The 24,406-nt window shown below is 49.9% G+C and carries 16 protein-coding genes; 7 read left to right on the top strand and 9 right to left on the bottom strand.

Features of this window, described 5'->3' with window-relative positions; genetic code table 11:
• Positions 1-65 precede the first annotated feature (65 nt).
• From AC1XTG_RS02940 to AC1XTG_RS02930, 3 genes are all read right to left on the bottom strand, one after another.
• Positions 66-1,634, bottom strand: a complete 1,569-nt coding sequence (locus AC1XTG_RS02940; RefSeq protein ID WP_484840951.1) for a M12 family metallopeptidase — start codon at positions 1,632-1,634, stop codon at positions 66-68.
• 176 nt (positions 1,635-1,810) lie between these two features.
• Positions 1,811-3,259, bottom strand: coding sequence for a SusD/RagB family nutrient-binding outer membrane lipoprotein (locus AC1XTG_RS02935; RefSeq protein WP_484840950.1), 1,449 nt, complete (start codon positions 3,257-3,259; stop codon positions 1,811-1,813).
• Positions 3,260-3,295: 36 nt separating this feature from the next.
• On the bottom strand, positions 3,296-6,517 hold the full coding sequence (locus AC1XTG_RS02930; protein WP_484840949.1) for a SusC/RagA family TonB-linked outer membrane protein: 3,222 nt from the start codon (positions 6,515-6,517) through the stop codon (positions 3,296-3,298).
• Positions 6,518-6,739: 222 nt separating this feature from the next.
• Between AC1XTG_RS02930 and AC1XTG_RS02925 the strand changes: the two genes are divergently transcribed.
• Positions 6,740-7,876, top strand: a complete 1,137-nt coding sequence (locus AC1XTG_RS02925) for an AI-2E family transporter (RefSeq protein WP_056287180.1) — start codon at positions 6,740-6,742, stop codon at positions 7,874-7,876.
• Between the two features lie 80 nt (positions 7,877-7,956).
• Here the strand turns inward: AC1XTG_RS02925 and AC1XTG_RS02920 are convergent, their stop codons facing one another.
• Positions 7,957-8,616, bottom strand: coding sequence for a carbonic anhydrase (locus tag AC1XTG_RS02920; RefSeq protein WP_056287182.1), 660 nt, complete (start codon positions 8,614-8,616; stop codon positions 7,957-7,959).
• 94 nt (positions 8,617-8,710) lie between these two features.
• Positions 8,711-9,970, bottom strand: coding sequence for an erythromycin esterase family protein (locus AC1XTG_RS02915; RefSeq protein ID WP_484840948.1), 1,260 nt, complete (start codon positions 9,968-9,970; stop codon positions 8,711-8,713).
• Positions 9,971-10,192: 222 nt separating this feature from the next.
• Between AC1XTG_RS02915 and AC1XTG_RS02910 the strand changes: the two genes are divergently transcribed.
• Together AC1XTG_RS02910 and AC1XTG_RS02905 are read left to right on the top strand one after the other, a co-directional pair.
• Positions 10,193-10,543, top strand: coding sequence for a nuclear transport factor 2 family protein (locus AC1XTG_RS02910; protein WP_484840947.1), 351 nt, complete (start codon positions 10,193-10,195; stop codon positions 10,541-10,543).
• Between the two features lie 118 nt (positions 10,544-10,661).
• Positions 10,662-11,033, top strand: coding sequence for a hypothetical protein (locus AC1XTG_RS02905; RefSeq protein ID WP_484840946.1), 372 nt, complete (start codon positions 10,662-10,664; stop codon positions 11,031-11,033).
• Positions 11,034-11,080: 47 nt separating this feature from the next.
• Here AC1XTG_RS02905 and AC1XTG_RS02900 read toward each other — a convergent pair whose 3' ends face one another.
• The 3 genes from AC1XTG_RS02900 to AC1XTG_RS02890 all read right to left on the bottom strand — a co-directional run bounded on the left by AC1XTG_RS02900 (position 11,081) and on the right by AC1XTG_RS02890 (position 16,036).
• On the bottom strand, positions 11,081-12,400 hold the full coding sequence (locus AC1XTG_RS02900) for a hypothetical protein (RefSeq protein ID WP_484840945.1): 1,320 nt from the start codon (positions 12,398-12,400) through the stop codon (positions 11,081-11,083).
• A gap of 72 nt (positions 12,401-12,472) precedes the next feature.
• Entirely contained in the window at positions 12,473-15,259 is a 2,787-nt protein-coding gene (locus tag AC1XTG_RS02895; RefSeq protein WP_484840944.1) for an outer membrane beta-barrel protein, read from the bottom strand.
• Between the two features lie 3 nt (positions 15,260-15,262).
• The gene (locus tag AC1XTG_RS02890; RefSeq protein WP_484840943.1) at positions 15,263-16,036 is read right to left on the bottom strand and encodes a GLPGLI family protein; all 774 of its coding nucleotides are present in this window, start codon (positions 16,034-16,036) and stop codon (positions 15,263-15,265) included.
• Between the two features lie 159 nt (positions 16,037-16,195).
• Between AC1XTG_RS02890 and AC1XTG_RS02885 the strand changes: the two genes are divergently transcribed.
• Positions 16,196-17,578, top strand: a complete 1,383-nt coding sequence (locus AC1XTG_RS02885; protein ID WP_484840942.1) for a sensor histidine kinase — start codon at positions 16,196-16,198, stop codon at positions 17,576-17,578.
• A gap of 3 nt (positions 17,579-17,581) precedes the next feature.
• Positions 17,582-18,256, top strand: coding sequence for a response regulator transcription factor (locus tag AC1XTG_RS02880; protein ID WP_484840941.1), 675 nt, complete (start codon positions 17,582-17,584; stop codon positions 18,254-18,256).
• 8 nt (positions 18,257-18,264) lie between these two features.
• Here the strand turns inward: AC1XTG_RS02880 and AC1XTG_RS02875 are convergent, their stop codons facing one another.
• On the bottom strand, positions 18,265-20,661 hold the full coding sequence (locus tag AC1XTG_RS02875) for an ABC transporter permease (RefSeq protein WP_484840940.1): 2,397 nt from the start codon (positions 20,659-20,661) through the stop codon (positions 18,265-18,267).
• 302 nt (positions 20,662-20,963) lie between these two features.
• Between AC1XTG_RS02875 and AC1XTG_RS02870 the strand changes: the two genes are divergently transcribed.
• Both AC1XTG_RS02870 and AC1XTG_RS02865 read left to right on the top strand, forming a co-directional pair.
• Complete coding sequence (locus AC1XTG_RS02870) at positions 20,964-23,333, top strand: ABC transporter permease (RefSeq protein WP_484840939.1); 2,370 nt, start codon at positions 20,964-20,966, stop codon at positions 23,331-23,333.
• Between the two features lie 144 nt (positions 23,334-23,477).
• A complete protein-coding gene (locus AC1XTG_RS02865) occupies positions 23,478-24,377 on the top strand; it encodes an SDR family oxidoreductase (RefSeq protein ID WP_484840938.1) in 900 nt (299 codons plus the stop codon).
• The last annotated feature ends 29 nt before the right edge of the window (positions 24,378-24,406 follow it).

The following is a 24,406-nucleotide window of genomic DNA, read 5'->3' as shown; positions in this document are numbered from 1 at the left end:
TGATAAATGCGCAAAGCCGCTCCTGTTGCCAGGGGCGGCTTTGCGCGTGTTTGGGCTAATAGATGCTAGTAGTTGTAGTAGTTAAGTGCAGCCAGCTGGGCTGTGAATGACCATCCCGGGGAAATGTTGACGCTGTTTCCATTGGCTTCTATCTTGTACAAATTGCCCATATCAGCGATGTACAAAGAGCCTTCCGAGGAGACCATCTGCGCAGTTGGCGTAAATAGCGGTGAGAAGAGGAGCGCAAATCCGACCGCCGGATCCAGTTTATAGATACCGGATGTTTTGCCCGGCGTAGTCTTCACGTAGTAGAGCCTTCCACCCATCGCTACCAGTTCTCTTGCGTCGGCTACAGCAGCAATCTGGACGAAGTTCTCAGTGTCGGGAGTCAGACGGAAAATGGCATTCTTGGTCATAACATAGAAGAATCCATCCATGTAGGCAATGTCAGTGGCCGGAAGCCAGAGCTGCGTGCCGACCGTCGTGGTTACACCCGTATCAGTGCTCACCTTTTTGATCACCCCATTGTCAATTACATACAGGAAACCTTTCAGGAGCACCATCGACTGCACATAGTAGAAGCCCGTTGCGATCACTTTTGTATCTCCATTATCCGGACGTATTCTGACGAGCGAGCCGCCTTTACATGCATAAACAAAATAGGGATCGGCAGTGACAGCCCGCGTGTAAAACCAGCCCTGAGATAGCAAAGCCCTTTTGCCTTTTCGTGTATCCGAAGCATAAAGGCCGTCGTCTGAAATAGAATAGATGTTGGAGTACATCGCGGTAAGGCACCGGATATCATTGGGTGATAATTCCGTACGCTGAACAGAGAAAGGCTGTCCGTCTTTGGTGGTCATAGAAGGCAGTCCGTTGCTGGAACAGTAATCGGAATTCATCATCATCACCGATTTCAGGTCCATTTTATCAAAGCCGAAACCTGCACTGCCCGATTGCTTGTGGGTCAGAAAATTGACCTGCAATGTTGGCGCAATGTTCTGGAAGTTGACGGTGATGGTCTGGTCCCTGTCGTCGCGGGTATGTTCATGAAAAAGCCCCAGCGTGTGACAGATCTCGTGGAGCGCGCCGCCTTTGCTGAAACCAAGTCCGAGCGTAATGAACTGCTGCCCGCCGGTCACGCCTACGGAGGAGGAAAAGCCGCGTCCGTACTTGAAGGTCACATAATTATACTGATTGGAACGGTAAACAAACGTAATGGGCGTTGAAGCTTCAATGATCGCCATAGCCGCATAGATCGCGGAAGTGTTTGTAACTGTTTTCTCGATGGTGTAATAAACAATTCCCTTCGCCCACTTTTGCGCATTGAGGGATACTCCGGTGCCTTCCGTGCGTGCGCCGGCTGCTGCGTTAAGCTGCTTTTTGGAGAGGATAATGTCGCCTTCAAATACCGCCTCTCCATTGATTTCAGCGTATTTGATGTTTCTTCCGAACAAGGTACCTTCCTTTTCTTCCCCTGTTTCGCCCGGGTAGGCCAGCTCCGGCACCACCTGCTCAGAAGTCTTTTCAACTGTCGGGACCAGCGCTTTTTCTTCTTTCAGCCCGGAGCAGGCAGTCAGGTAAACAAGGGACAAAATGGTGAATGATGTCCTGATAAAAAATAGCATGTTTTTCATGATCAATCTGGTTTTCGGGTGGATACGGAATTTGAATCGTACAGCTTGTTACTGTACGATTCAAAACTACCGCAGCCAGCAGGCCAGAAGGTTCAATAATCGACGAACGGCGGTCGATAATCGCGGAATGGAAGAAACTTAGCCGCGCGCTCGACGATTTGCCTGATGATGTCAGCTTAATAGATATCCCACCAGTTTTTTGTAGCCTGCGAATCGCCCCCGATGCTTTTCGCGGCTTGTTCGCTGTTCGCTGCATTGGATGCGCGGCTGGCACTCGGGTATTTGAGGCGTTTTACGATACCGTCTTTCACTTCCTGATCCAGGCTTCCCGAAACCGGCGCGATGAACAGCGTATCTCCGTCCGGTTTTTTGATATCCAGTCTCAACCGCTCCATCCATCCCTGAATGCCCTGCATGTACAGCGCGAGCCACTTTTGTGTACCAATTACATTCTTCCAGTTTGCTGCCTTGTACGGCACCCTTATCAGGTAGGCTTCAATGGCCTTTGCATCTGTAATGCCCCATTGTGTCATGGAAGCGGTCACGGCCTCTTTGTACAGGTCCGCGGCAGTGGCAGTACCCACATTCATTCCGCGCGCCGTAGCCTCGGCTTTGATAAAAGCAACCTCCGCATAAGTGATTATATTACCCCGCGCCGAGCCGCTGTAAGCGAGCACACCCGGTTTTGATAAGCCGATCATCGTCGGCGTATTGGCCTCCACACCGTACGGTTTACCCACATATTTTCCATTGGTTTCATCCGGGCGGGCATACACTGGCAGCCGGGGATCACTTACTTCCTGCAGGTAATCGACCAGCGTGGAAGTAACTGCAAATTCAACAAGCGGCCGGTCCACATCATTATATGGAAAGCGGTTGGTGGCTGCTGCCGTGTTATAGGGGAAAAACGCGTCCTGACTTGTTGAAGTGAGCGTATTTTTCACCGCATCTTCAATTATCGCTTTGGCTTCGGCTGGTTGCGCATCGGCCATTCTCATTGCAATCCGCATGCGCAGTGCATTCCCGATCCTGATCCACTGTGCTGCATTTCCGCCTGCGATCACATCACCGCGGATCGCTCCCGAAGTAGGACCGGCAAGGATATCGATCTGTGTTTTTAATGAGGTAAGCAATGCGGCGTACACATCTTTTCCTTTGTCGTAAACGGGCTGCACGATCTCGTCGCCTTTGAGTGCCTGGGAGTAGGGAATGTCAACGTAAACGTCTGTGAGAATATGGAAAAGCCAGGCTTTCATGATCGCCGTGGCAGCCAGCATGTGCTCGCTCGACTCCTGGGGATGCCTTTTATAATAGTTTTCAATTTCCTGCAGGTCCATCAGCGGCCCTGCGTACATACCATTCCAGAGGCCGTCGTTGGTAAACAGAAAGCGGGTTTCGCCTGTCTTATCCGTTCCCGTCCAGTACTGCGAGAGCTGCATGCCGACGCGCCCATTGAAATAGGTATCGTACAGCAAATCGGAAGCGCGTTTTTGCGCATTGGCCATCAGGAACTCGGGCTGGGTTTCGCTTGACCGCGCCGGGTCGCTGTTCAGGTTATCAAAATTATCGCAGCCGGGGAGCACAAGCACACACGTCAGCAGCAGAATAGTTATTTTCAATTTCATATCTCAATCGATCTAAAATGGGTTCTGGAAAAGGGGTCAGAATGTAAAGTTGAGGTTGGCGCCAAAGCTGCGGACCGGCGGTAATGCGCCGCCCTCGAAGCCGATCTGGTTGCCGATGGAGTTGGTGATGTTCGCAGGGTCCACGTTCGGTGCATTGCTTTTGATCAGCCAGAGGTTACGACCCGTCAATGTGAAGCGCAGCGCCTGCATTTTGATCTTTTTCGCCAATGCATCCGGCAGTAGCCAGCCCAGTCTTACTTCGCGCAGGTAGATAAAGCTGCCATCGTACAAATTGGCCTTACTGATCCGGTTACCACCGTCGGAGTTGAAGTGCGTACGGGCGGGAACGACAATGTCGTTAGGACTTCCATCCTCCTTCACACCAGGGTTAACCAGGCCGTTTTCGCGGATACCAGGTAATGCGGTCTCTTCAAACATCCCCGATTTGTTACCGTATAAGTTGGTGTAAGAAAAGAAATCGCCGCCTTTCTGGAAATCAATCAGTGCAGACAGGTACAGGCTTTTGTAACTGAATGTGTTGTTCAATCCGCCGATAAAGTCAGGATTGGCATCGCCGATGATCACCGGCGTGGGCGTTACCGCGTAGGTTCCGTTCGCTACCACTACCTTATTTCCTTTTGCATCATACACATAGTCGGTACCGAGCATGGTTCCGAGCGACATGCCTTTTTGCGCCACCATGGACACCCGGTTGGTCCGCCTTTCAGTACCAATTACAAACCGTTCAATTCCCTGAATGCTTTCATCCGAGCTGTTCAGGTTCAGTACCTTGTTTTTGTTTTTGGAAAAATTAAGGGACGCACGCCAGCTGAAATTCTTCGTCATCACCGGCATTACATTCACCGAAAGTTCAATACCCTTGTTCTGCACGGTTCCACCATTGACGATTTTGGTTGAAAAACCGCTTTCCGCAGGGATCTGCACATTCCAGATCTGGTTTTCGGTGCGGCGGTCATAGTAGGTGAAATTGACGCCGAGGATCTCATTGAAAAATTTGAAATCAACCCCACCTTCCACTTCTGCGGAGAGCTCCGGTTTCAGGCGGCTGTTGTGCAGCCTGTCTGGCGTGCTTTGCAGCGGGAATGTCCCGAATTGCGTCACGATATCGTAGTACCGCGATACCGAATAAGGATCTGCGTCATTGCCGACACGCGCGTAAGAAAGGCGGGCTTTGCCGAGCGTGAGCCAGGATGTTTTCGCAATCACATCGGAGAAAATGAACGAACCTGCGATCGACGGATAGAAGTACGAGAAATTGCCCGTTTGTTTCAGCGTCGAAGCCCAGTCGTTCCGGCCCGTAGCGGTCAGGTACAGGTATTTGTTGTAGCCCAATGTAACCGACCCGAACAGCGAGTTGATCTGTTTGTTTCCATAAGTCGTCGATACAGTTGCCGGCGTTACGGAGTTTTGCAGCACGTATACCAGCGGTGTTTGCAAGCCGCCATTCGTTGTGCCCGACTCGATGCTCGATTTGATACTCAATATATTACCTCCCGCCACAGCTTCCAGGCTGAATTTGTCGCCCAGGTTTTTATTGACGTTTAATGTAGCCTGGTAGTTGTTCTCGTTGTTACGCAATGCGCGTTTTGCGTAGCTGCCCACGAAGAATCCCTTCGCGCTGCGGACTTCGTCGAGGTGGTCGAAGAAATCGGAGAACACGCGTACATCGGCGGAAAGCCAGTCGGCAAACTTGTAGGTCAATCCCGCATTACCGAAGTAACGGTTGTTCCTGTCCGTGTTGTAGTTTTCGTACTGGTTCCAGTAAGGATTCTGGCTGAATGCGGGTTTTTGAATGTTCCATGCAGTACGGTTCCAGGACTGTTCGGTACCATCGGCATATTTGTAATTTTTCAGATAAGCGTCATCAATCTGCCGCTGACCGTACATAACGTAGAAAAGCATCGGGTTGTTACCCATGAAGCCCGTTCCCGGCCGGCCTTTGGAATGGTCGTTGACATAATTGATCCCCCCGCTGAATGTGAATTTCTCAGTGAATTTGTAGGTAGTGTTCAGACTGATAAAGAAGCGTTTCAGCTCGCTTCCGGGATAAATGAAGTTCTGCTTCGTCTGTCCCACGGAAAACCGGATCGAACCTTTGTCGCTGCTGCTGGCCACAGACAGGTTGTTGGAGAAAGTGATACCTGTTTTGAAAAAATCTTTGGCATTGTCAGGATGCGGGCTCCAAGGCGCGGTCTTACCGAAGTTGGGATTGTTGCGGTCCTGGTCCCACGACCAGTAATGCCGCACCAGCGTACCGTCCATTTTTGGTCCCCACGATTCATCCGTTCCATAATCGGGAATGAAATCGTACCTGCCTTTTCCATCATTGTCATCATAAGTACCTCCGCCCGGCAGGAAACCGCCCGGGTTTTGATTGACATATAATTTGGTAAAATTCGAGCTGCCGCCGCCTCCGTATGCATTCTGGAATTTCGGCAGGTACGAAACCTGGTCCATCTGAATGTTGAAATCGTAGTTCAGCGACAGGTTACCCGATCCTTTACCCGTTTTGGTGGTAATGTAAATGACCCCGTTCTGACCGCGGCTCCCGTAAAGCGCGGTTGCCGCTGCTCCTTTCAGTACGGAGATATTCTCCACATCATTCGGGTTAATGAGCTGGGCAGGGTTTCCGTAGTCAAAACCGCCGCCGCCTGTTCCCTGGCCGCCGGTTACGCTGGACGAATTCATGTTCATATTGGCCATCGGTACGCCGTCCACGATGAACAATGCATTGTTGTTACCTGAAATCGATTTCAGTCCGCGTATGGTAACCCGCGACGAGCCACCCATGGAGCCACTGTTACCACCGATCTGCACACCGGCCAGCTTACCCTGCAATGCATTGATATAGTTGACCTCCCTGGCTTCCTGAATGCTGCCGCCACCGATCTGCTGCACCGCGTAGCCTACATTCCGCGTGCTTTGCTGCACACCGAGCGCAGTTACTACCACTTCCCCCAGACTTTTCACATCAGCAGAAAGCCGCACGGTCACTTGCGACACGGAACGCGGTACGTCTACATCCACCGTTTGAAATCCGATTGACGAGACGGTCAGCTTCTGGTTCCCGTCAGGCACGCTGATCGAGAAGGCTCCGTCTGCATTGGTATTGGTACCCGAAGTGGTACCCTTGATCAGCACACTTGCGCCGGGCACAGCTGCATTGGTCTCATCTACAACCTTTCCGGACACCTGCCGGGATTGGGCACGGGCCGGTATGGCATAAATGACAAGCATAGCCAGCGTGAGTAAACAGCTACATATTATTCGCATACGAACATTTGTTAAAGGGTTAGGAAGTTGAACATCCTTAAAAGCCCGGGTGGATGCTTGGAATACTTATAAAAAAAAGTGAAAAGGGTATAATCCTGTAAATGCAGTTTGGCAACCGAAAAAAGAGGATAGAGGAGGCCGGGCATGAAATTTTCAGTTTGGTTGTAAATCTCACTTACACCTGTCATGAATAATATTTCCGCTAAGTCAAAAAGCGTCGACATTGCGGCTTCGCTGCTGTCTCTTGTCCTGATCATCGCATTGCTATATACGTTGCAAAGCGTGCTGGTGCCGCTCATGTTTTCCATATTGCTGGCCATCTCCCTGTTCCCGATCGTACGCTTTATTGAAAAGTATAAGATCAACCGGGTGGGTGCCTCGCTGCTGGCGGTTATTATCGCCATTATCCTCATCGGCGGACTGATCTGGTTTATCGTGCATCAGGTGATTGTTATCGGTGCAAACGGAGATGATCTGCAGTTGAAATTCAAACATATCCTCGACACCATTCAGCAATGGGTAGTGCTGCGGTTTGGTATTGAAGAAGGTGAGATTACCAAACAGATCACTGCTTTTACCAACAGGGCGGTGTCCAATGCGGGCGTGATCCTGGGCGCGGCCTTTGGTTCAATGGGAAGTATACTGGCAGGCGTGATCATCGTGCCTTTGTTCACTTTCTTCCTCCTGTACTACCGTGATTTCTTCCGCGAATTCTTCTTTCACGCATTTTTATCTACACCCAAAGAACTGGTCAGCGGGGTACTTGACAAAATCTATTATGTCGTTCAGAGCTACCTGATCGGGCTGGTGACTGTGATGGGGATAGTGGCAGTTTTGAACACTGTTGGCTTGTTGGTTCTTGGCATTCCTTACGCATGGTTTTTCGGCATTCTGGCTTCGCTGCTGATGCTTTTGCCCTACATCGGTATTGCGATCGGCTCGGTGCTGCCTGCGCTATTTGCATTGGCTACCAAAGATAGTGCGTGGTACGCAGTTGGTGTGATCATCTGGTTTCAGGTAGTCCAGTTCCTCGAAGGTAACTTCCTGACACCGAATATCGTGGGTGGAAAAGTGAGTATTAACCCGCTGATGGCGCTGGTCGGACTGCTTTTGGGAGGGTTGCTTTTCGGACTTGCCGGTCTGATCCTCGCCATTCCGATCACAGCCGTTTTGAAAGTCGTATTCGACGCCATTCCATCGATGAAAGCATACGGATTCCTGATCGGAGAACCTGAGAAATACCATTTGAAAAAGTACTCCGGGCGCATCATCATGAAACGATGGAAATTAAATCAGACCTCACCTGAGAGTGAAAGCAAATAACCTTTGCATGTTCAATGCATAAAACAAAAGCGGCCGGGATTTTGCCCGGCCGCTTTTGTTACTTATATGTTTCCAAAAAATCAGGGATTTGCAGTTTGTACCTCCGGATCTTTCAGGTCCAGCCGGTAAATCTCCATGATGTTTTCCAGCAGCTTTTTGAAATTAATGTTCAGGTCGATGAGCTTTCCCGAATGCACGTCAAACACCCAGCCGTGAACGGTAAGGTTGCGGTCGCGCTGCGCTTTCTGCACTTCTGCGGTTTTGATCACATTGATACATTGCTCTTCCACATTCAGCTCAACCAGTCTTTTGTAGCGTTCTTCTTCATTCTCGATCGCCGAAAGCTCCTCTTTGTGCGTCCGGTACACGTCACGGATGTTTCTCAGCCAGGGGTTGAGGATACCCAGGTCGCCCGATTTCATCGCCGCCTGCACACCGCCGCAGTAATAATGGCCGCATACCACAATGTGGTTTACTTTCAGGTGATCCACTGCATAGTTGATCACGGACATCACACTCAGGTCCGTATTGGGGACCATGTTGGCAATGTTTCTCAGCACGAATACCTCGCCTGGCTCTACGCCCATGAGCTCTTCGGCAGTAACGCGGCTGTCGGAGCAGCCTATATAAAGAATGCCTGGCGTTTGTCCTTTGGCCAGGTTACTGAAATAGTCCGGTTCAACGTTGAGCTTTTTCTGAACCCAGTCCTGATTGTTTTGAAAGATCTGTGAAATATCCATTAAGTGAGGTTTTAAGTTAAGAGTACCCGTTATCAGCCCCCAAGTTACGTCAAGGAACTTACTTTTGGAACGTAAAACCCTCAGAAGCGGCGCATCACTTTAAATAAAAGCTTTGGTTGCCGGTTGTTTTTTCAATGTGAAGTACATAGTCAAAATCGTCAAGCAGGTTCCCGGTCACGAAGGGTTTGTCGGTGATCCCGAAGGGAAGCAGCTTGTACCTCGCAGGCAGTTCCCTGATATCCTTCCGGCTGACACGCGAAGTTTTGAAAAGGAACACAGGTTTTCCAACTTGAGAAAACTGCGCTTCGAAAGTCCCTGCTTCCGCGGTCGGGATCGGATTTTTGTCGGTAACCTTGCCAGCCTCGGGTGTGAATGCCGTAAAGAATCCCGTAGAAGTAGTAAGTGCCAGGGATTGGTACTTATTGCCTAGCTTTCTTTGCAGGAAAAGTCCCATGCTTCGGGAGAATGCATTGGGCGTTTTCTGTACGTGTCCGTTGTGGGCCAGGAGGATTACCTTGTCATTTGTTGTTAAAGCATTGAGCAGGTTTTCCGCCATCAGCGAGTCTCTTAATGTAGACAGCACATCGTAGAAGTTACCCGGTTTATTCAATTGCAAAAATTGCTTGTAAATGGCTACGCTGCGACTGACAAGACTGTTTTTCAAACACCCGGACCCATTCTGTTCCATTCGCGTAAAAATCGCATTGCTCAGCCCGAGTAGCTCCCGGTAATCTTCCCCGCTGATGTTGTGGCTGTACAGTTCATTGTCCAGAGCCTTATAATTGCCTGTCAGCTTCGTGACCGAATCAGCGGCTGCTTTATCAGCTGAAAAGCAGGATGCTGAAATATTTTGCAATGCCTGAAAAGGGGATTGCATATCAACGCCGAAGAATGTGATCGGTTTTTTTGCCGTTTTGTTCAATGTTTTCACTTCCGCTACCAGATCTACGAACTCCTGACATTCATAATTAAACAGCCGGAAGGATTTCAGCACAGCTTTGAGATCCCCGGATCCTGTGAGCAGATATGCATTCAGATTTTCTACTTCGGCCACTGGCGCTTCCAGCGCAATTCTGGTCACGCCGCCCGATTTAACCAGCGACTTAATCAGAGAGATCCGGGCTTTAAAGAATTCGGAAGTACCGTGCGACTGCTCGCCGATTCCCAGTACTTTAAAATCGGTATCAATGGAATTTTGCAGGTTAAAAGGTGCGGAATGCATCAGGGCAGAGGAATCCAGGCTGATCGATACCTTGTTGATCTGTGCCGACAATGAACCTGGCTGCGCGTGCGTCCATCGAATGAATGTAAGGAATGCGGAAACAACAAGGAATGCAGAGCGGCAGAAGTTCATACGTATCAATGGTCATCTAATTTAATTTTATATAAAAGAAAAAAAGTGCTCCACTATACTTCTGATCAACTTAAATCTTTGCTGTTTTTTTGTCTTCAAAACCGCGCTGCTATCCGTGCTAATGGAACTTGTAAGCGGTAAAATGCGATTCGTTTACGTGATACTTCATTTCGCGAAGTAATCAGCCGTGACAAACTTTTGAAACACAAACCAGATGTATTTATGGATTTGAACAACAAAAAAATACTGGAAGAAGCTAATGCTGCAATTACACGCGGCGAATACGAGGGCTTTCTGACTTTCTGTACGGAAGACACCGAATGGAATTTTGTGGGAGATCAGGTATTGAGGGGTAAAGAGGCTGTGCGGCAATATATGGCAGCCACTTACCAGGAACCGCCGAAATTCATGGTGGAACACCTGATCGCGGAAGGCGACTTTGTTACTGCGGTAGGCAAAATCGCCTTGAAGGATGCAGCCGGAAAGCTGACCAATTATCGTTATTGCGATGTATGGCGGTTTCGCGATGGCAAGATGGCCGAACTCAATGCATTCGTGATAGAGGCGGAGTAAAGTAAGTGCCGGGAAAGTGAAACTGCACCAATGCCAGGGATAATTATTACAATGCGGAGAATTTGTGTTAATTTTTGTATTAATTACCGGTGCATTCAACATAAACTCCCGGATGAACATGAAAACAAAACTTTACATTCTGATGATCATGGCGGTGGCGGTCTTCTCCATTGCCGCGCAAAAAGCATTTACAGCCGACGATCTGCTTGGAACATGGAAATACATGATCAGCGACGTTCCGCCTGAATACGAATCGGGATTTCTGATTTTCGAACAAAAAGAAAATAAGACAGTCGGTTACGTGGAGGCAACGGAGCGGCAGGAGGTGAAAAACCTGATGGTAGATCAGGGAAAAGTCACTTTTATGACCGAAAACCAGGGCAGCGAATTCAAGTACAGTTTAATGCAAAAAGGCGACACGCTCACCGGCATGATCTCCTCCCAATACGGAGAATTCCCGATCAAAGCGGTGAGAGAAGCTAAGAAGTAGCTTGTTGGAACGTACCAATTGTGCAAGGGATATTGACGTCGGCTTGGCTAAAGTGCCAGGCCGACGCCGATGTTGGATCTCAGTCCAAACGATGTTTTCTGATCGCCCAGCTGTTGCTTGAAATTGTACGAAGTGTTCAGATCGAGATAGCCGCGGCGAAAAAGCCGTAGCTGGAATCCTGCCAGTGGGCCAGCCTGTATAGTATTGGTCTCAGTTCGAAACTCACCGCCGGCAAGAGCCCAGCCGCCATGCCACCCTTTATAGTAGCTATACTCCGTATTCAGGCCGGTATACCAGCCTGATAGTCCATTCCCGCCTTTGCCGTTAAGTCGCTGCCGCTTCTGAAGGAAATAATATCTTGGCTGTACCGAAAAAATGACAATACCCTCGCGGGAATAAACTTGCGCATATTTAAACGTGCGCTGATTTACTGTATTCCCATCATACAAATCGACGGTATGATCATATCTGAGAAAATTGAAACCCCTGTTCATGGCTGCATCCAGCTGTACATTGATCGTCCAGGAAGATGCTTTCACCTTACGTTCAAAAGCGACGCCGGTCCTGATCCTGTTGAGATAATAGCCGACGGTGATTTCGGGAAGCCGTATTTTCCATTGCTGGGGCTGAAATTCGTCACACAGAAGAATCTCACAGAGCGGAGCGACGGCAGACTTTTTCCAATCTCCCAGCGCGAAGCCGAAGCTTGCTTGTGTCGAGAACGACAGGCCGGTCGCTAATCCATAAGAATGATAGTCAAAGACAGACTTGAAGATGGCAAAAGAGAAGTCCATATAGCCATGATTCAGGAACCTCCTTTGAAACCCTAATTTGATACCAGCCTTAGGATCATCATCAAATGCGCCGGGCATATTAAAGAAGAGCGCAACATAGTTTCCGCTGAAATTATTCGCGCTCTTGCCTTTCCTGATCCGCCTGCGCATATCCACAAACCAGCGGAGCTGCGCATCCATTACCGTGTTCTGTACAGATTCTCTGAAAGGCGCCTGCACACCGTAAAGTGGAAAGTGCCCCGACAAGGCAAGCGAGAATGCAGGGAGGAATTTGACTTCATAGCCTAGGTGAAGTGATAAATTATTTAAAGTTTTATCATCAGTCAGCGGGTAAGGCACGGCCTGATAGTACTGTGACAAGCCAAACTTAAACATGTGTCTGGTTGGCACCTTTGTCATAAAAACATTTTCGTACCGGTCAATAAAGCGTTGCCTGGTCAGCGTATCCGGCTCTTCACTGAACTTTATAGCTGTACTGTCCTGACTATACGCAGTGCAGCAGCAAAGAAGAACACAGAAAAAGCAGATACATCTTATTGACGTAAAATAGGTCAGGATTTGTCGGTTGATCATACAAGCTTATTTAGGCTCCGGCTTAAAGTGGCCAGGAACCACAACAATGGTTGTACGAAAATCAAAATAATGTCAAATCCCGAACTTCCGAAGATTGTATACGAAACTCACCAGGAAATAGCGCTTTAAAACTATACTCCGGACATCTTCTATGTAGGTCTCGGTGGTGTTGCGCGTCAGGCTGCGGTTTTGGTTGAGTATGTCGAAAATATGCAACTTCACTTCTCCCTGTTTGCCCTTCAAAAACTGCCTGGACAATGCTGCGTTCCAGAGCGTGAACTGCTGGTTGAAGCCGCGGGCGCGTCCCGTCGTCCCGTTGTAGGTCAGGTCTGAACTGAATGTGAATTGAAAAGGCAGCTGCCAATGGAAATCTGCTGTGAGGTACTGTGACCAGTAATGTGTATTCTGCTCACGCAAAAGCGAGTACCAGGCCTGCTGGTAACTAATCCGCGCGCCCATTCCATAGTCGATTTTACCATTAAATGCGCTTTGAATGCGCATTCCTTGACTGAGCAAAGTGGTATTCGCCCGGTTTTCGAGGTTATTTATCAAACTTTCACTTCCCGACATATTCACCTGAGAATTCAGCGTCAGGTTCAATTTCAACGGGTTCAAATTTCGGCTCCACGACAGAAAACTGTTCAGCGCCCAGAAACCATGCGTGTTAATCGGTATCGAAAACCTGGCTCCATTGTCGCTGATCGACATGGCATTGTTGATCCGGCTGTTGCTCTGATTGAGGTTGGCGAAAAGAAAAAGGCTGCGGTCGCCGCTGTTGTCTGAGCTGTTGTAGGTCAATGTAAGTGTGTTAAAGTACTCTGGCCGAAGCGCGGGATTGCCGCTTTTTACATCCAGTGGATTGGTATTGTCAACAACAGGCTGCAACTGCGTGATGCTTGCTGGCGCAATGCGCGTGCGATATTGCAGCCGTGCACGCCGGTTGCCCGGGAAGGTATAGCTGAACAATGCGTTAGGCAGCCAATGGAAGTAGCTTTTGTCAATGTGCGATTCCTGCGAAAGATTGTCAGAGACCTGACGCGCGCGTTGTACATCGATGCCCAGCGTGTAGCTGAACCGGAGTCGCTGAGTTTGTAATGTGGCGCCGGCTTTGTGCGCCGCAAACGTACCCGCAAACCGGTTGGTAAGCATTGAATCGGCAACAGAATAGCTGTTTGTTTCCTCATTTTTATCAAAAACAAACCGCGACTGCCGGTTTTGATGATTGATCAGCGCATACCTTACTTCCAGTTTCTGGCGAAATGAAAGCGGCTCGGTATAGGAGATATTCAGGTTGTTTTGTGCCGAAAAGCTGCTCTGCCTGTTTTGCTGATCGATATGGTCGGAAAGTTTTTCAATAACGGCTGAATCGTAAAACATGTTCCGCGACTGGTTGTAGCCGGTGGTTTTTCCGTCAGCCAAGACCGTGTTCAGGTTAGCGGAAAATGTGCGGCCCTGTTTTGCGAATTTGTGCATCAGTATCAGGTTGTTGTACCCGTTCATTCCTTTCCCCGACGAGCGGTAATGCGTCTCTCCGGCATTCAGCGAATCTCCTGCCTTTGTATTCGCAGCATTCAGTACATCACTTTGGTACCGGACCTTTTGCCACGAAAAATGAGGTGTGAAGCGGAGACTTGTCAGTGAATCCAGCTGAAACTCGAACCTGCCCGCAAAACGCTGGTTAAAAGCCTTGTTCCTGTTGTAGCTGGATTGGTCCGCTACAAACGACTGCCCCGGCAAAATGTATTCACGCCGGCTTTCCTGGTCCGTGGTCGTGATCGCCTGATTGGCAAAATAGCTTGCAGAAATCTCCGCCCGCTTTCCATAACGCACTTTTTCACCCTCAGCCCGATAGTTGAAGCCGCCTGCCCGAACTTCGGTCATATTCGCCGGACCCTGGCCGTCCTCGTCCCCAAAAGACCCTGGCTGGCCTGTGAACATCGGCCCGCCCATTCCCCCGCCGGGCAGACTTCCGTCACCGAGCGAAAAGTTCTGCCGGTTCAGGTTATTGGCTTCACCTACCAGTGATATCTGCCTGCCCGGTCCTCCATTGCGGTTGTTGAACCTGTTGAGGCTCAGCTTTCCCTGGTAGCGCATTGCATTCAATTCGGTATTCCGGCCGGCCCCAATCGCATTCTGGCCAAAATAACCTTTCCCTTTGTCTTTCTTGATAGTGATATTGATCGTGCGCTCGCGGTTACCGTCATCGATCCCTGAAAATTGCGACTGGTCAGAAGACTGGTCGTAAACCTGTACCTTATCTACAATGCCCGCGGGCAGGTTACGTGTCGCCATTTTGGGATCGTCGCCGAAAAACGGTTTCCCGTCCACGAACACCCGGCGCACAGCCTGTCCATTGCTTTTAATCTGTCCGTCGCGCGAGACTTCCACGCCGGGTAACTTTTTGAGCAATTCTTCCACCTGTGCATTCGGCTCGGTTTTGAATGCGTCTGCATTGAACTGCACCGTATCTCCCTTCACCGATACCGGAGGGGCTTCCTGTTTGATGACCACTTCCTGCAGATCGGTACCCTGCTCGGTCATCCATAATGTATCGAGCCGCACATTTTGCGCTGCTACTTCAAAGAGCATAGATTTGTTACGATGCCCTATAAACGTTACCAGCAACCGATAGCTGCCTGCGGCCACATTTTTAAGTTTAAAATGGCCGGCGCCATCGGTAATGCCCGCGGTAACATAGGCGGAATCGTTTTGTGTCAGCAGTGATACCGACGCCGTACGCAAAGGTTTCTGGCTGATCGAGTCAAGAATGGTTCCCGACACTTCCGCCCGGACAGCAGGTTTCTGTCCCGAGGCGGTGAAGCAGGTCAGGATCATGGCTAATAGGAATGCGAATTTCATAGGTTATCTCCCGCCGTCTCCGGGCATCATTTTCTGCTGACGGAAGTCGGCCAGCGCCTTTTCACGAATGTCGTTCAGTTCTTCTTTGGAAACAGGCTGAGCGTCTGGCTGCGGTGCCACATCTTTGTCGCTTACATCGCCCGATTGCACCTTCACCGCCCTGAACTGTTCGCGGGTACCTTCAATCAGCAACACAACGCCCTTCTCCGGTGTAAGCTCATGCACAGGCGAGTAGGTGACGGGAAGCGCTTCGGTAAACCACACTGAGTAGGGTTCGTTTTTCAATTTTACAACGGCCTTTTTACAAGGGTAACCTGCTATTTTCTTTGTCTCACCTGTGACCTGCCAGCCGGATGCGCGTTCAATGGGCGTTTCAGTTTGGTAGCTTTTAGATTCCGGGCCCTTCATCGTCAGAAAGGTGACGATTTTACTGCCTTCCAGGTCTACCAGCTTGTATTCATCGAATGGGCGGCCGAGGTTGATCGTGCGGCCGGGACCGCCATTTGCCGAAACCCGGCTGACAATTGTATTCTGATCGTCTAAAACCTCTTTGACATAATTCCCCGAAAAGTAAGATTTCTGTCCAAAAGTGCGCGAGTCGGGAAGGTCTGTCGGGAAGTTGGGGTCGCCGGGTTTTACGGGTTCTCCATTAATAACCATCCTTAATTGCGAAGGGTCAATTTTGCGAACGATCTCGTAGCTGATCTGTCCTGAAAACTGTGCATAAGCCTGCCCGGCGGCCAGCCACAATGCGGCCAGCAGAATTGTGATTTTCATAGCATTTTCCTGTTTTGATTTGACGATTCAAAATTGAACAGAAGCTATGTTAGGCACTGCTATTTAGTGTTAAATAGTGTTACAGCCGCGCCAATCGTGCGTGCCGCAATGTAGCTTTGTAACATGAGCAGCTCCCGTATCAGATTCATTTTCTGGTTAATGACCACTTGCATTGTAGCGATCAATGTATTTCAAGGCTACTGGTTGTTGACAAACTACCGGCTGCACCGGTCGCAGTTTAAGGACACCGTACAGGAAGCCTTGTTCCGGGTGGTGGAAAGGGAGCAGATCACGCGCGCGGATGCGCTCTTCGGCCGTAACGGACAGAAGCCCGGCGCACCGGGCCCGCCGCCAACCTCGCAGCCCCGGATGATCGTTCGCAAGTTTCAGTCAGGTCCGGATGCACAGGCACGACTATATATCCGGTCGGAGATCGGGGAGGAGAAAAGCATAGCTCCGGGCGATACATTGGCCGACCGGATTTCCAGAATGCTGGTGATGGGCTGGGCCGAGGGCGATCAGATTGACAAGCGGAAATTATTCAGGGCATACCGGTACGAACTGCGTGAGCGCGGCATACAGGCTGCATTTCTGATCGACACACTGCGCATTGTACCCCAGGTTTCGGGCAGTAATTCCATTTTTATTGATAAGGAAACGGGTAGACTGAATGCAGCAAATCAGTTTAAAACATTCCCCGTTCCCATTAATCCTGTCAAAAACCTGTTTGTGCAGGCTACATTCGATATGCCGTTTTTTTATTTGTTCAAAAAAATGGGCGGCTTGCTGGCGGCGAGCTTTGTGCTGTTGACACTCACCAGCGGCTGCTTTATTTATATGTTGCAGACTATCCTGAAACAAAAGCGGCTCTCGGAGATCAAAAGCGATTTCATCAACAACATGACCCACGAGCTGAAAACGCCCATTGCGACGGTAACCGCCGCCGTGGAAGCGATGATGAATTACGGCGTGCTTGACAATCCTGAAAAGACAAAAAACTACCTTTCGATTTCCTATAACAACCTCGGGCGCTTGTCGGAGCTGGTGGAGAAAGTGCTTCATCTCGCTGTGGAAGACAAGCAGGAGCTGCAACTGCACCGCGAGCCGGTTAACCTCCGCGAACTGATCAGTGAGATCACAGCAGCTTATGCATTGAATGCCGCAAAGCCCGTGCATTTCAATCAGGATGTTAGCGATCACGACATAATATCAGTCGACAGAATGCACTTTGGCAATGTGCTGAGCAACCTGGTCGATAATGCCGTTAAGTACTCGAATGATCAGGTGCAAATTGATTTTAAATACAAAAAAGAGGAGGATCACTGGCAGCTTTCGGTAGCTGACAATGGGATCGGCATTGCTAGACATTACCAGCAGGCAGTTTTCGACCGCTTTTTCCGGGTGCCCACAGGCGATCTGCATACGGTGAAAGGCTTTGGGCTGGGGCTCGCTTATGTCAGACAGGTTGTGGAGCGGCATGGCGGCCGGATTGAGCTGGTAAGCGAACCGGGCAGGGGAAGTGAGTTTATCCTTAAATTTTAGACAATGTCAAAAGTCCTGCTTATCGAAGACGAAGCCGCATTGGGTATGATCGTGAAAGACAGTCTGATCTACCGTGGCTTCACCGTTTTTTATGCGGAAAGCGGAAGCGCCGGTTTGCTACTGTTTGCCGAGCACCAGCCCGATATCATAGTAGCAGATGTGATGATGCCGGATATGGACGGTTTTACAATGGCCGAGCACATCCGCAGGCAGGACAGAGATGTACCGATTATATTCCTGACGGCGCGCTCGCAAACTTCCGATGTCGTGAGAGGCTTTGAGCTGGGCGGGAATGATTACCTCAAAAAACCTTTCAGCCTCGACGAGCTAGTTGTTCGCATTCAGGCGCTGCTCCGGCCAAGAAACGCGGCAACGGAGCATGATGCGCATTTTAACATTGGCATGTACACCTTCTACCCGGCCAGGCAGCGCCTGTCAATCGATGGACACGATATTGCATTGTCGCACAGGGAAGCAGAGCTGCTGCGCCGTTTGTACCAGCTACGTAACCAGGTGCTGAAAAAGAATGTGGTGCTTCTGGAGCTTTGGGGCGACGATTCCTTCTTCAATGGACGCAGCCTGGATGTTTTTATCACCAGGCTGCGCCGCTACCTTAAAGAAGACCCGCAAATTCAGATCGTTAACATCCGCGGAATCGGGTATAAGTTGATAGTCTGACCAGCGGACTAATCGTTTTTCAATGATTTTACGGGATTCAGCAATGCGGCCCTGATCGCCTGGAAGCTCACGGTGAGCAATGTAATCGCCATAGCGCCCATGATCGCAGCTGCGAAAATCCACCAGGACAGACTCGTCTGGTAAGTATATTGTTGCAGCCAGTCGCGCATCAGGTAGTAGGCAACCGGCGTGGCAAGCAGGCAGGAGATCAATACCAAAATCACGAAATCCCTGGTCAGCATCCGCCAAAGGTCGGCTATCGAAGCGCCTAATACCTTGCGAATGCCGATTTCTTTCTGCCGTTGTTCTGCGAAAAAGGAGGCTAAACCAAAAAGACCCAGGCAGCTGATGAAAATGGCCAGTGACGCAAACGTGGTGGAGAGCTGGCCAATCCTTTCTTCTGCATAAAACTTTCGTTTGTATTCCTCGCTGGCAAACTTGTATTCAAACGGACTTCCCGGATTGTATTTCCTGAAAACAGGTGCAAGTTTGGCAAGTGCGTCCCTTGTATTGAGATCAGGATTAAGCCTGATGTGGATGAAAGAGGTCCAATCTTCTTTTAACATAAAAACCGTGGGCTGAATGGGCATGAACGGTGAACCAGTAATCACGTCGTTGATGACACCCACAATGGTATATTGATCGCCATTCCACTGCACATTAGTACCTACCGCCTTTTTGAGCCCCATAAACCGAACTGCGCTTTCATTTACTACCATGCCAAGGCGGTCTGAGGAAAAGTCGGTGGAGAAGTCGCGGCCTTCCTTGATTTGCCAGTTGATGGTTTTGCCGTATTCGGGGGTAATGCCTACAGTTCCGAGATCGCCGAGCTGATCAGGATCTTTACCCGGCCAGTTGAAACTCGCGTCGCTGCTCCATACTTCAGATGCCGGACTCGACGACTTCGCCACATTCACGGCAGCGCCGGTTTGCAGTAGTTCCTGGCGGAGTGCCGAAGCATGTTTTTGCAGATCGGGCGTGTTGATTGCCACAGAAAGCAATCCTGAGCGGTCAAAGCCTGTGGGCCTGTTCTTGGCATAATCGATCTGCCGCAACACCACCAGCGTGCCAATCACCAGTGTCACTGATACGGTAAACTGAATGACGACCAGCGTTTGTCGCGGGATAGCCGCAAACTTCCCTGCGCGGACCAGCAAGGATGAGCCGGCACCGGTAAGCACCTTCACCGGCTGGAATCCCGACAGGTACAAGGCAGGGTAACTTCCGGCAAGCAAACCGGTTAACAATGCAAAGCCCAGTCCGGCGAGCCAACTGACTGCATTGTCCCAGGAAAAGCTGATCTGTTTATCTGAAACCTGGTTAAACCACGGCAGTAGCAGCTGCACCAGCAGCAACGCAAGTACAAATGCGAATACAGCGACCATCATGGATTCGCTAAAAAACTGGGCAATGAGCTGGCTGCGCAGTGAACCTACTGCCTTGCGGATACCCACTTCCTTCGCGCGTTTTTGCGATCGTGCGGTCGATAAATTCATAAAATTGATACAGGCAAGCAGCAGCACAAACAAGCCGATAATGCCGAAAAGCCAGACAAACTGAATCTGTCCCCGGACTGCCACGCCATTTTCCCATTCCGAATAAAGATGCCAGCGGCTCATGGGGTGCAGGAATGCTTTTGGATCAAATCTCGCTTCTTCTTTGGCGTGACGCGCTTTGATTTTCTCTATTTTGGCGCTTACCTGCTCAAAGCTGGTATGTGGCGCGATTTGTACGAGCAACAAAAATGAGTTATTGCCCCAATTGGTTTCGGAGCGTTTGACCCAGGGCTCTTCCTCTACAAAGTATTTCCAGGGCAGCAGAAAAGACACTTCCCGGAACTCGGTATCGAACGGAATGTCCTCATAAATGCCGGTCACCTTGAAAAAGCGTTTGTTGTCAACCCGGACAGACTTGTTAATGGGATCTTCATCACCAAACAGCGCCTTAGCCACCGACTCGGAGAGCAGGGTGGAGGAGGGATCTTTGAGGCCGCTTGCTGTGCCTTTGGTGATGCTGAGTGACATCATTGCGGTAAAGTCGGGTTCCACGCAGTTTCCCTTTCTGGAAATTTTCTTGTCCCCGACAGCCAGTATGTGGTCCTCGGTCCATGAAGAGGACGCAATGCGGCTGAATTCGCTGGCATGCTCATTGGCCAGCGCCTGCCGCATTGGCAGGGGAGTGGCCTGCGTCGTGGTAGTAGTACCGTTATAGGTTTGATGTTGCATGACGCGCGCAATGCGGTCATAGTTTCGGTGGTATTTGTTGTAGGAAAGCTCGTCCCACATCCAAAGACTGATCAGGATGACCGTCGTCATACCAATGGACAAACCGGCGATATTGATCGCGGAATACGTGCTGTTTTTAGCGAGGTTCCGAAACGCGACTTTGATGTAGTTTTGTAGCATATTGATCAGGGTTAGGTCCTTTTTGTTCAAGCGCTTTGCCACTGGATCCCGGCAAATACCTTACCATTTCTGCGATGTGCCCGGAAGGCGCATAAACCCCGGTTTGTACTTACAGAATGTCCGCTAGTGCACAGCGCCGCGTTCGGTTGTGAACAATGCGGCGACTGGTTTGTATTGGAAAATAGGTCAAATACGCTTGTCGACAGCCGTTTAAGGTACGTTCGAAAAATGGCACGGCATTTAATTGATCACATAGGAGAAATCTCCGTGTGAGTAGCCATTCTTCTTTAACCCGCTCCAATATGCTACGCAATTACTTCAAGATCGCCTTCCGCAACCTTGCCCGAAGCAAGACTTTTTCAAGCATCAATGTGCTTGGTCTCGCATTGGGAATGGCGTGCAGCCTGATGATCATGCTCTGGATCAAAGACGAATTGAGCGTTGATGCTTTTCACGCTAACAAGGAGCAGTTGTACCGGATCTATATGAAGGAATATTTCAGTGGAAAAGTCCAGGGTGTGATCTGGACACCCGGTCCGTTGGCAGAGGAGTTAAAGAAATCGGTGCCCGAAATACAACTTTCAACGCCATTTGAATGGTCCAGTAACCAGACCTTTTCGGTAGGCGATAAGATCAACAAACAGCTTACCAATGCAGTAAGTGCCGATTTTTTCAAAATGTTCAGCTTTCAACTCTTGCAGGGAACGCCTGATGCAGCCTTGAAAGACCCGAACAACCTGGCGATTTCCAGAAATATGGCCATTACTTTCTTCGGGAGTCCGGAGGCGGCAATGGGCAAGGCAATCCGGCTCGATAACCGGAAAGATCTCATGGTGAGCGCGGTTTTTGAAAACATACCCGGAAACAGCACATTGAAATTCGACTGCCTTCAAAACTGGGACGGTTTTGTAGCCGATAATGATTGGGCCAAAGACTGGGGTACTACCGATCCGCTAACCTTTTTTATGCTCCGCGCGGATGCTGATCCTGCCAAAGTGGAAGCCAAGCTTACTCACCTTCTGGATAAATTAAACCGTGACCCGGGCAAGAGTTTTAAAACGCAGCTGGCTATGCAGCCATTTCACGAATATTATCTCAACAGCAATATCAAGGACGCAAAAATGGACGGCGGGCGCATTGAATATGTGCGTCTGTTCAGCTTTGTAGCGATTTTTATCCTGCTTATTGCCTGCATTAATTTCATGAACCTGGCCACAGCGCGTTCGGCGAAGCGCGCGAAAGAAGTGGGTGTTCGTAAAGTAGTAGGCGCAATGCGTTCCATGCTCGTGGGGCAGTTCATGGGGGAGGCGATTTTGCTGACGGTTTTCTCTGTGCTGCTGGCCGTTTTGCTGGTTGCGCTCGCATTGCCTGCATTCAATAATCTTACAGAGAAGCAGATTATGCTGCCGTTCCGGGAGCCTTCATTTTGGGGAGCGCTGGCAGGTTTGCTTGTGGTCACCGGGCTGGTTGCCGGAAGCTATCCCGCCTTTTTCCTGTCTTCGCTCAGCCCCGTCCGGGTATTGAAAGGCACATTGAGGTTCGACACAAAATCCGTTTTCCTGAGACAAGGACTCGTCGTATTTCAGTTCGGTTTGTCAATTATCCTGATCGTGGGAATGATCATTATTTACAGACAGGTAGAGTTTGTACAAACAAAAAACTTGGGCTACGACCGCGAAAACCTCATTTATTTTCCATTGGAGGGTGATTTGGCTAAAAACTATCACTTGCTCCACGACGCGCTGCTGGATATCCCGAGCATCAAAGAGGTATCCCACATGACTGAATCGCCTGCCTCTAATGGTTCAGGAACGGAGGGAATCACGTGGTTGGGGAGCGATCCCGGTGATAAGGTACGGTTTACGCCTCTGGGAGTTGGTTATGATTTTGTCAAAACAATGAACCTGCAAGTGGCCGAAGGACGCGACTTTTCAAAACAATTCCCGACAGACTCGTCGGGGTTCCTGATCAATGAAGCGGCGCTCAAAGTAATCGGGTACAAAGACCCGATCGGGAGAGAACTGAGCTGGGGAGGCAGGAAGGGGCATATTGTTGGCATTTTGAAGGATTTTCATTTTCAGTCACTGCACACCAGCATTCGCCCGCTGATCGCATATCTCGGCGCAAACAGGGTTTCGGGAAATGCGATCGTCCGCATTGAAGCAGGGAAAACGACGGAAGCGATTACTGCGATGGAGAGGCTTTGCACACAGCTCAATCCCAGGTTTCCTTTCACTTATTCGTTCACTGATGAGGCATATGCGCGACAATATCAGAGTGAGCAGGTGGTGAGCAAGCTATCGAGCTATTTTGCATTCGTGGCAATCTTCATTTCTTGTCTCGGTTTGTTTGGCCTGACGACATTCACTGCCGAGCAGCGTACCAAGGAGATCGGCGTGCGTAAAGTGCTGGGCGCTTCGGTGGCCGGGATTGTGGGGCTGTTATCCAAAGACTTTCTGAAACTGGTTGCCATATCCATCGTGCTCGCTTCTCCCGCCGCGTGGTGGCTGATGAGCAAGTGGCTGCAAGGTTTCGCTTACAGGATCGATATCGAATGGTGGATGTTTGTTCTCGCAGGTTTGCTGTCCGTGCTGATCGCCGTTTTAACCATCAGCTTCCAAAGTATCAAAGCAGCACTGATGAACCCTATTAAGTCTCTCAGAAGTGAATAATGGAATCGATTGCGCTTTCTTCCCGTGGTTTGGAGGAGGTAATATCCGGTTCGGAACAACAGTTGGCAAAGTTTTATTAGGAGATAGGGAAACAGGCTGGTTCGCTGGCCTGTGTAATTATTTTCTTAATATAATTTCATCAACATGTCTGAAACAATCAATGTATCGCTTCAAAATCCGGTAGAAAAATATCCGAAACCACCATTTAACAAACAACCACAGCAGGTACCAGGACTTGCGTCCAAAATGGACCCCAAACCTGATCACGGCGAAGAAAGCTATAAAGGTGCAGGAAGGCTGGCGGGCAGAAAGGCGCTGATTACCGGCGGTGACTCTGGTATCGGGCGTGCAGCTGCCATTGCTTATGCAAGAGAAGGTGCCGATGTGGTCATCAATTACCTGCCCGACGAACAATCCGACGCCGACGAGGTGATCGCGCTGATCGAGGCAGAGGGTAGGAAGGGGTTTGGTATTCCCGGAGATATTACCAATGAATCATTTTGTAAAGAGCTGGTTTCTCAGGCAGTAGAGAAGCTCGGCGGACTGGATATTCTGGTCAACAATGCCGGGCACCAGCAGGCTGTCGAGTCGCTGCTTGACATTTCGTCCGAAGGTTTCGATGCTACGATCAAAACCAACATCTATGCTCCATTCTGGATTACAAAGGCTGCTTTGCCGCACCTCGGCGCAGGCTCGGTGATCATTGCAACTTCTTCTGTCCAGGCTTATGATCCCTCGGAAAACCTGTTTGATTACGCGCAGACCAAAGCAGCGAATGTCGCATTTGTGAAATCACTTGCCAAACAGCTGGGACCTAAAGGTATCCGCGTCAACGGCGTTGCGCCGGGGCCGGTGTGGACGCCGCTGCAGGTGAGCGGTGGACAGCCACAGGATAAGATCGTTGAATTCGGTCAGGCTACACCACTGGGCAGACCAGGCCAACCGGCAGAGCTGGCTTCGATATACGTGCAGCTTGCCGACGAACGTGCGAGCTATTCTACGGGGCAAATCTACGGCGCTGCTGGTGGCAGTGGCCATCCCTGATTTTTCAATGCAACAAAAAAGGCCTGCCG

Source organism: Dyadobacter sp. HNCC25DJ183 (assembly GCF_056895175.1).
The sequence above is the reverse complement of the archived record's forward strand: the minus strand, read 5'-3'. Positions and strand labels throughout refer to the sequence as shown.

Coding starts and splice junctions, on each gene's coding strand:
- AC1XTG_RS02940 (WP_484840951.1), bottom strand. CDS start 1,634: ATGAAAAACATGCTATTTTTTATCAGGACATCATTCACCATTTTGTCC.
- AC1XTG_RS02935 (WP_484840950.1), bottom strand. CDS start 3,259: ATGAAATTGAAAATAACTATTCTGCTGCTGACGTGTGTGCTTGTGCTC.
- AC1XTG_RS02930 (WP_484840949.1), bottom strand. CDS start 6,517: ATGCTTGTCATTTATGCCATACCGGCCCGTGCCCAATCCCGGCAGGTG.
- AC1XTG_RS02925 (WP_056287180.1), top strand. CDS start 6,740: ATGAATAATATTTCCGCTAAGTCAAAAAGCGTCGACATTGCGGCTTCG.
- AC1XTG_RS02920 (WP_056287182.1), bottom strand. CDS start 8,616: ATGGATATTTCACAGATCTTTCAAAACAATCAGGACTGGGTTCAGAAA.
- AC1XTG_RS02915 (WP_484840948.1), bottom strand. CDS start 9,970: ATGAACTTCTGCCGCTCTGCATTCCTTGTTGTTTCCGCATTCCTTACA.
- AC1XTG_RS02910 (WP_484840947.1), top strand. CDS start 10,193: ATGGATTTGAACAACAAAAAAATACTGGAAGAAGCTAATGCTGCAATT.
- AC1XTG_RS02905 (WP_484840946.1), top strand. CDS start 10,662: ATGAAAACAAAACTTTACATTCTGATGATCATGGCGGTGGCGGTCTTC.
- AC1XTG_RS02900 (WP_484840945.1), bottom strand. CDS start 12,400: ATGATCAACCGACAAATCCTGACCTATTTTACGTCAATAAGATGTATC.
- AC1XTG_RS02895 (WP_484840944.1), bottom strand. CDS start 15,259: ATGAAATTCGCATTCCTATTAGCCATGATCCTGACCTGCTTCACCGCC.
- AC1XTG_RS02890 (WP_484840943.1), bottom strand. CDS start 16,036: ATGAAAATCACAATTCTGCTGGCCGCATTGTGGCTGGCCGCCGGGCAG.
- AC1XTG_RS02885 (WP_484840942.1), top strand. CDS start 16,196: ATGACCACTTGCATTGTAGCGATCAATGTATTTCAAGGCTACTGGTTG.
- AC1XTG_RS02880 (WP_484840941.1), top strand. CDS start 17,582: ATGTCAAAAGTCCTGCTTATCGAAGACGAAGCCGCATTGGGTATGATC.
- AC1XTG_RS02875 (WP_484840940.1), bottom strand. CDS start 20,661: ATGCTACAAAACTACATCAAAGTCGCGTTTCGGAACCTCGCTAAAAAC.
- AC1XTG_RS02870 (WP_484840939.1), top strand. CDS start 20,964: ATGCTACGCAATTACTTCAAGATCGCCTTCCGCAACCTTGCCCGAAGC.
- AC1XTG_RS02865 (WP_484840938.1), top strand. CDS start 23,478: ATGTCTGAAACAATCAATGTATCGCTTCAAAATCCGGTAGAAAAATAT.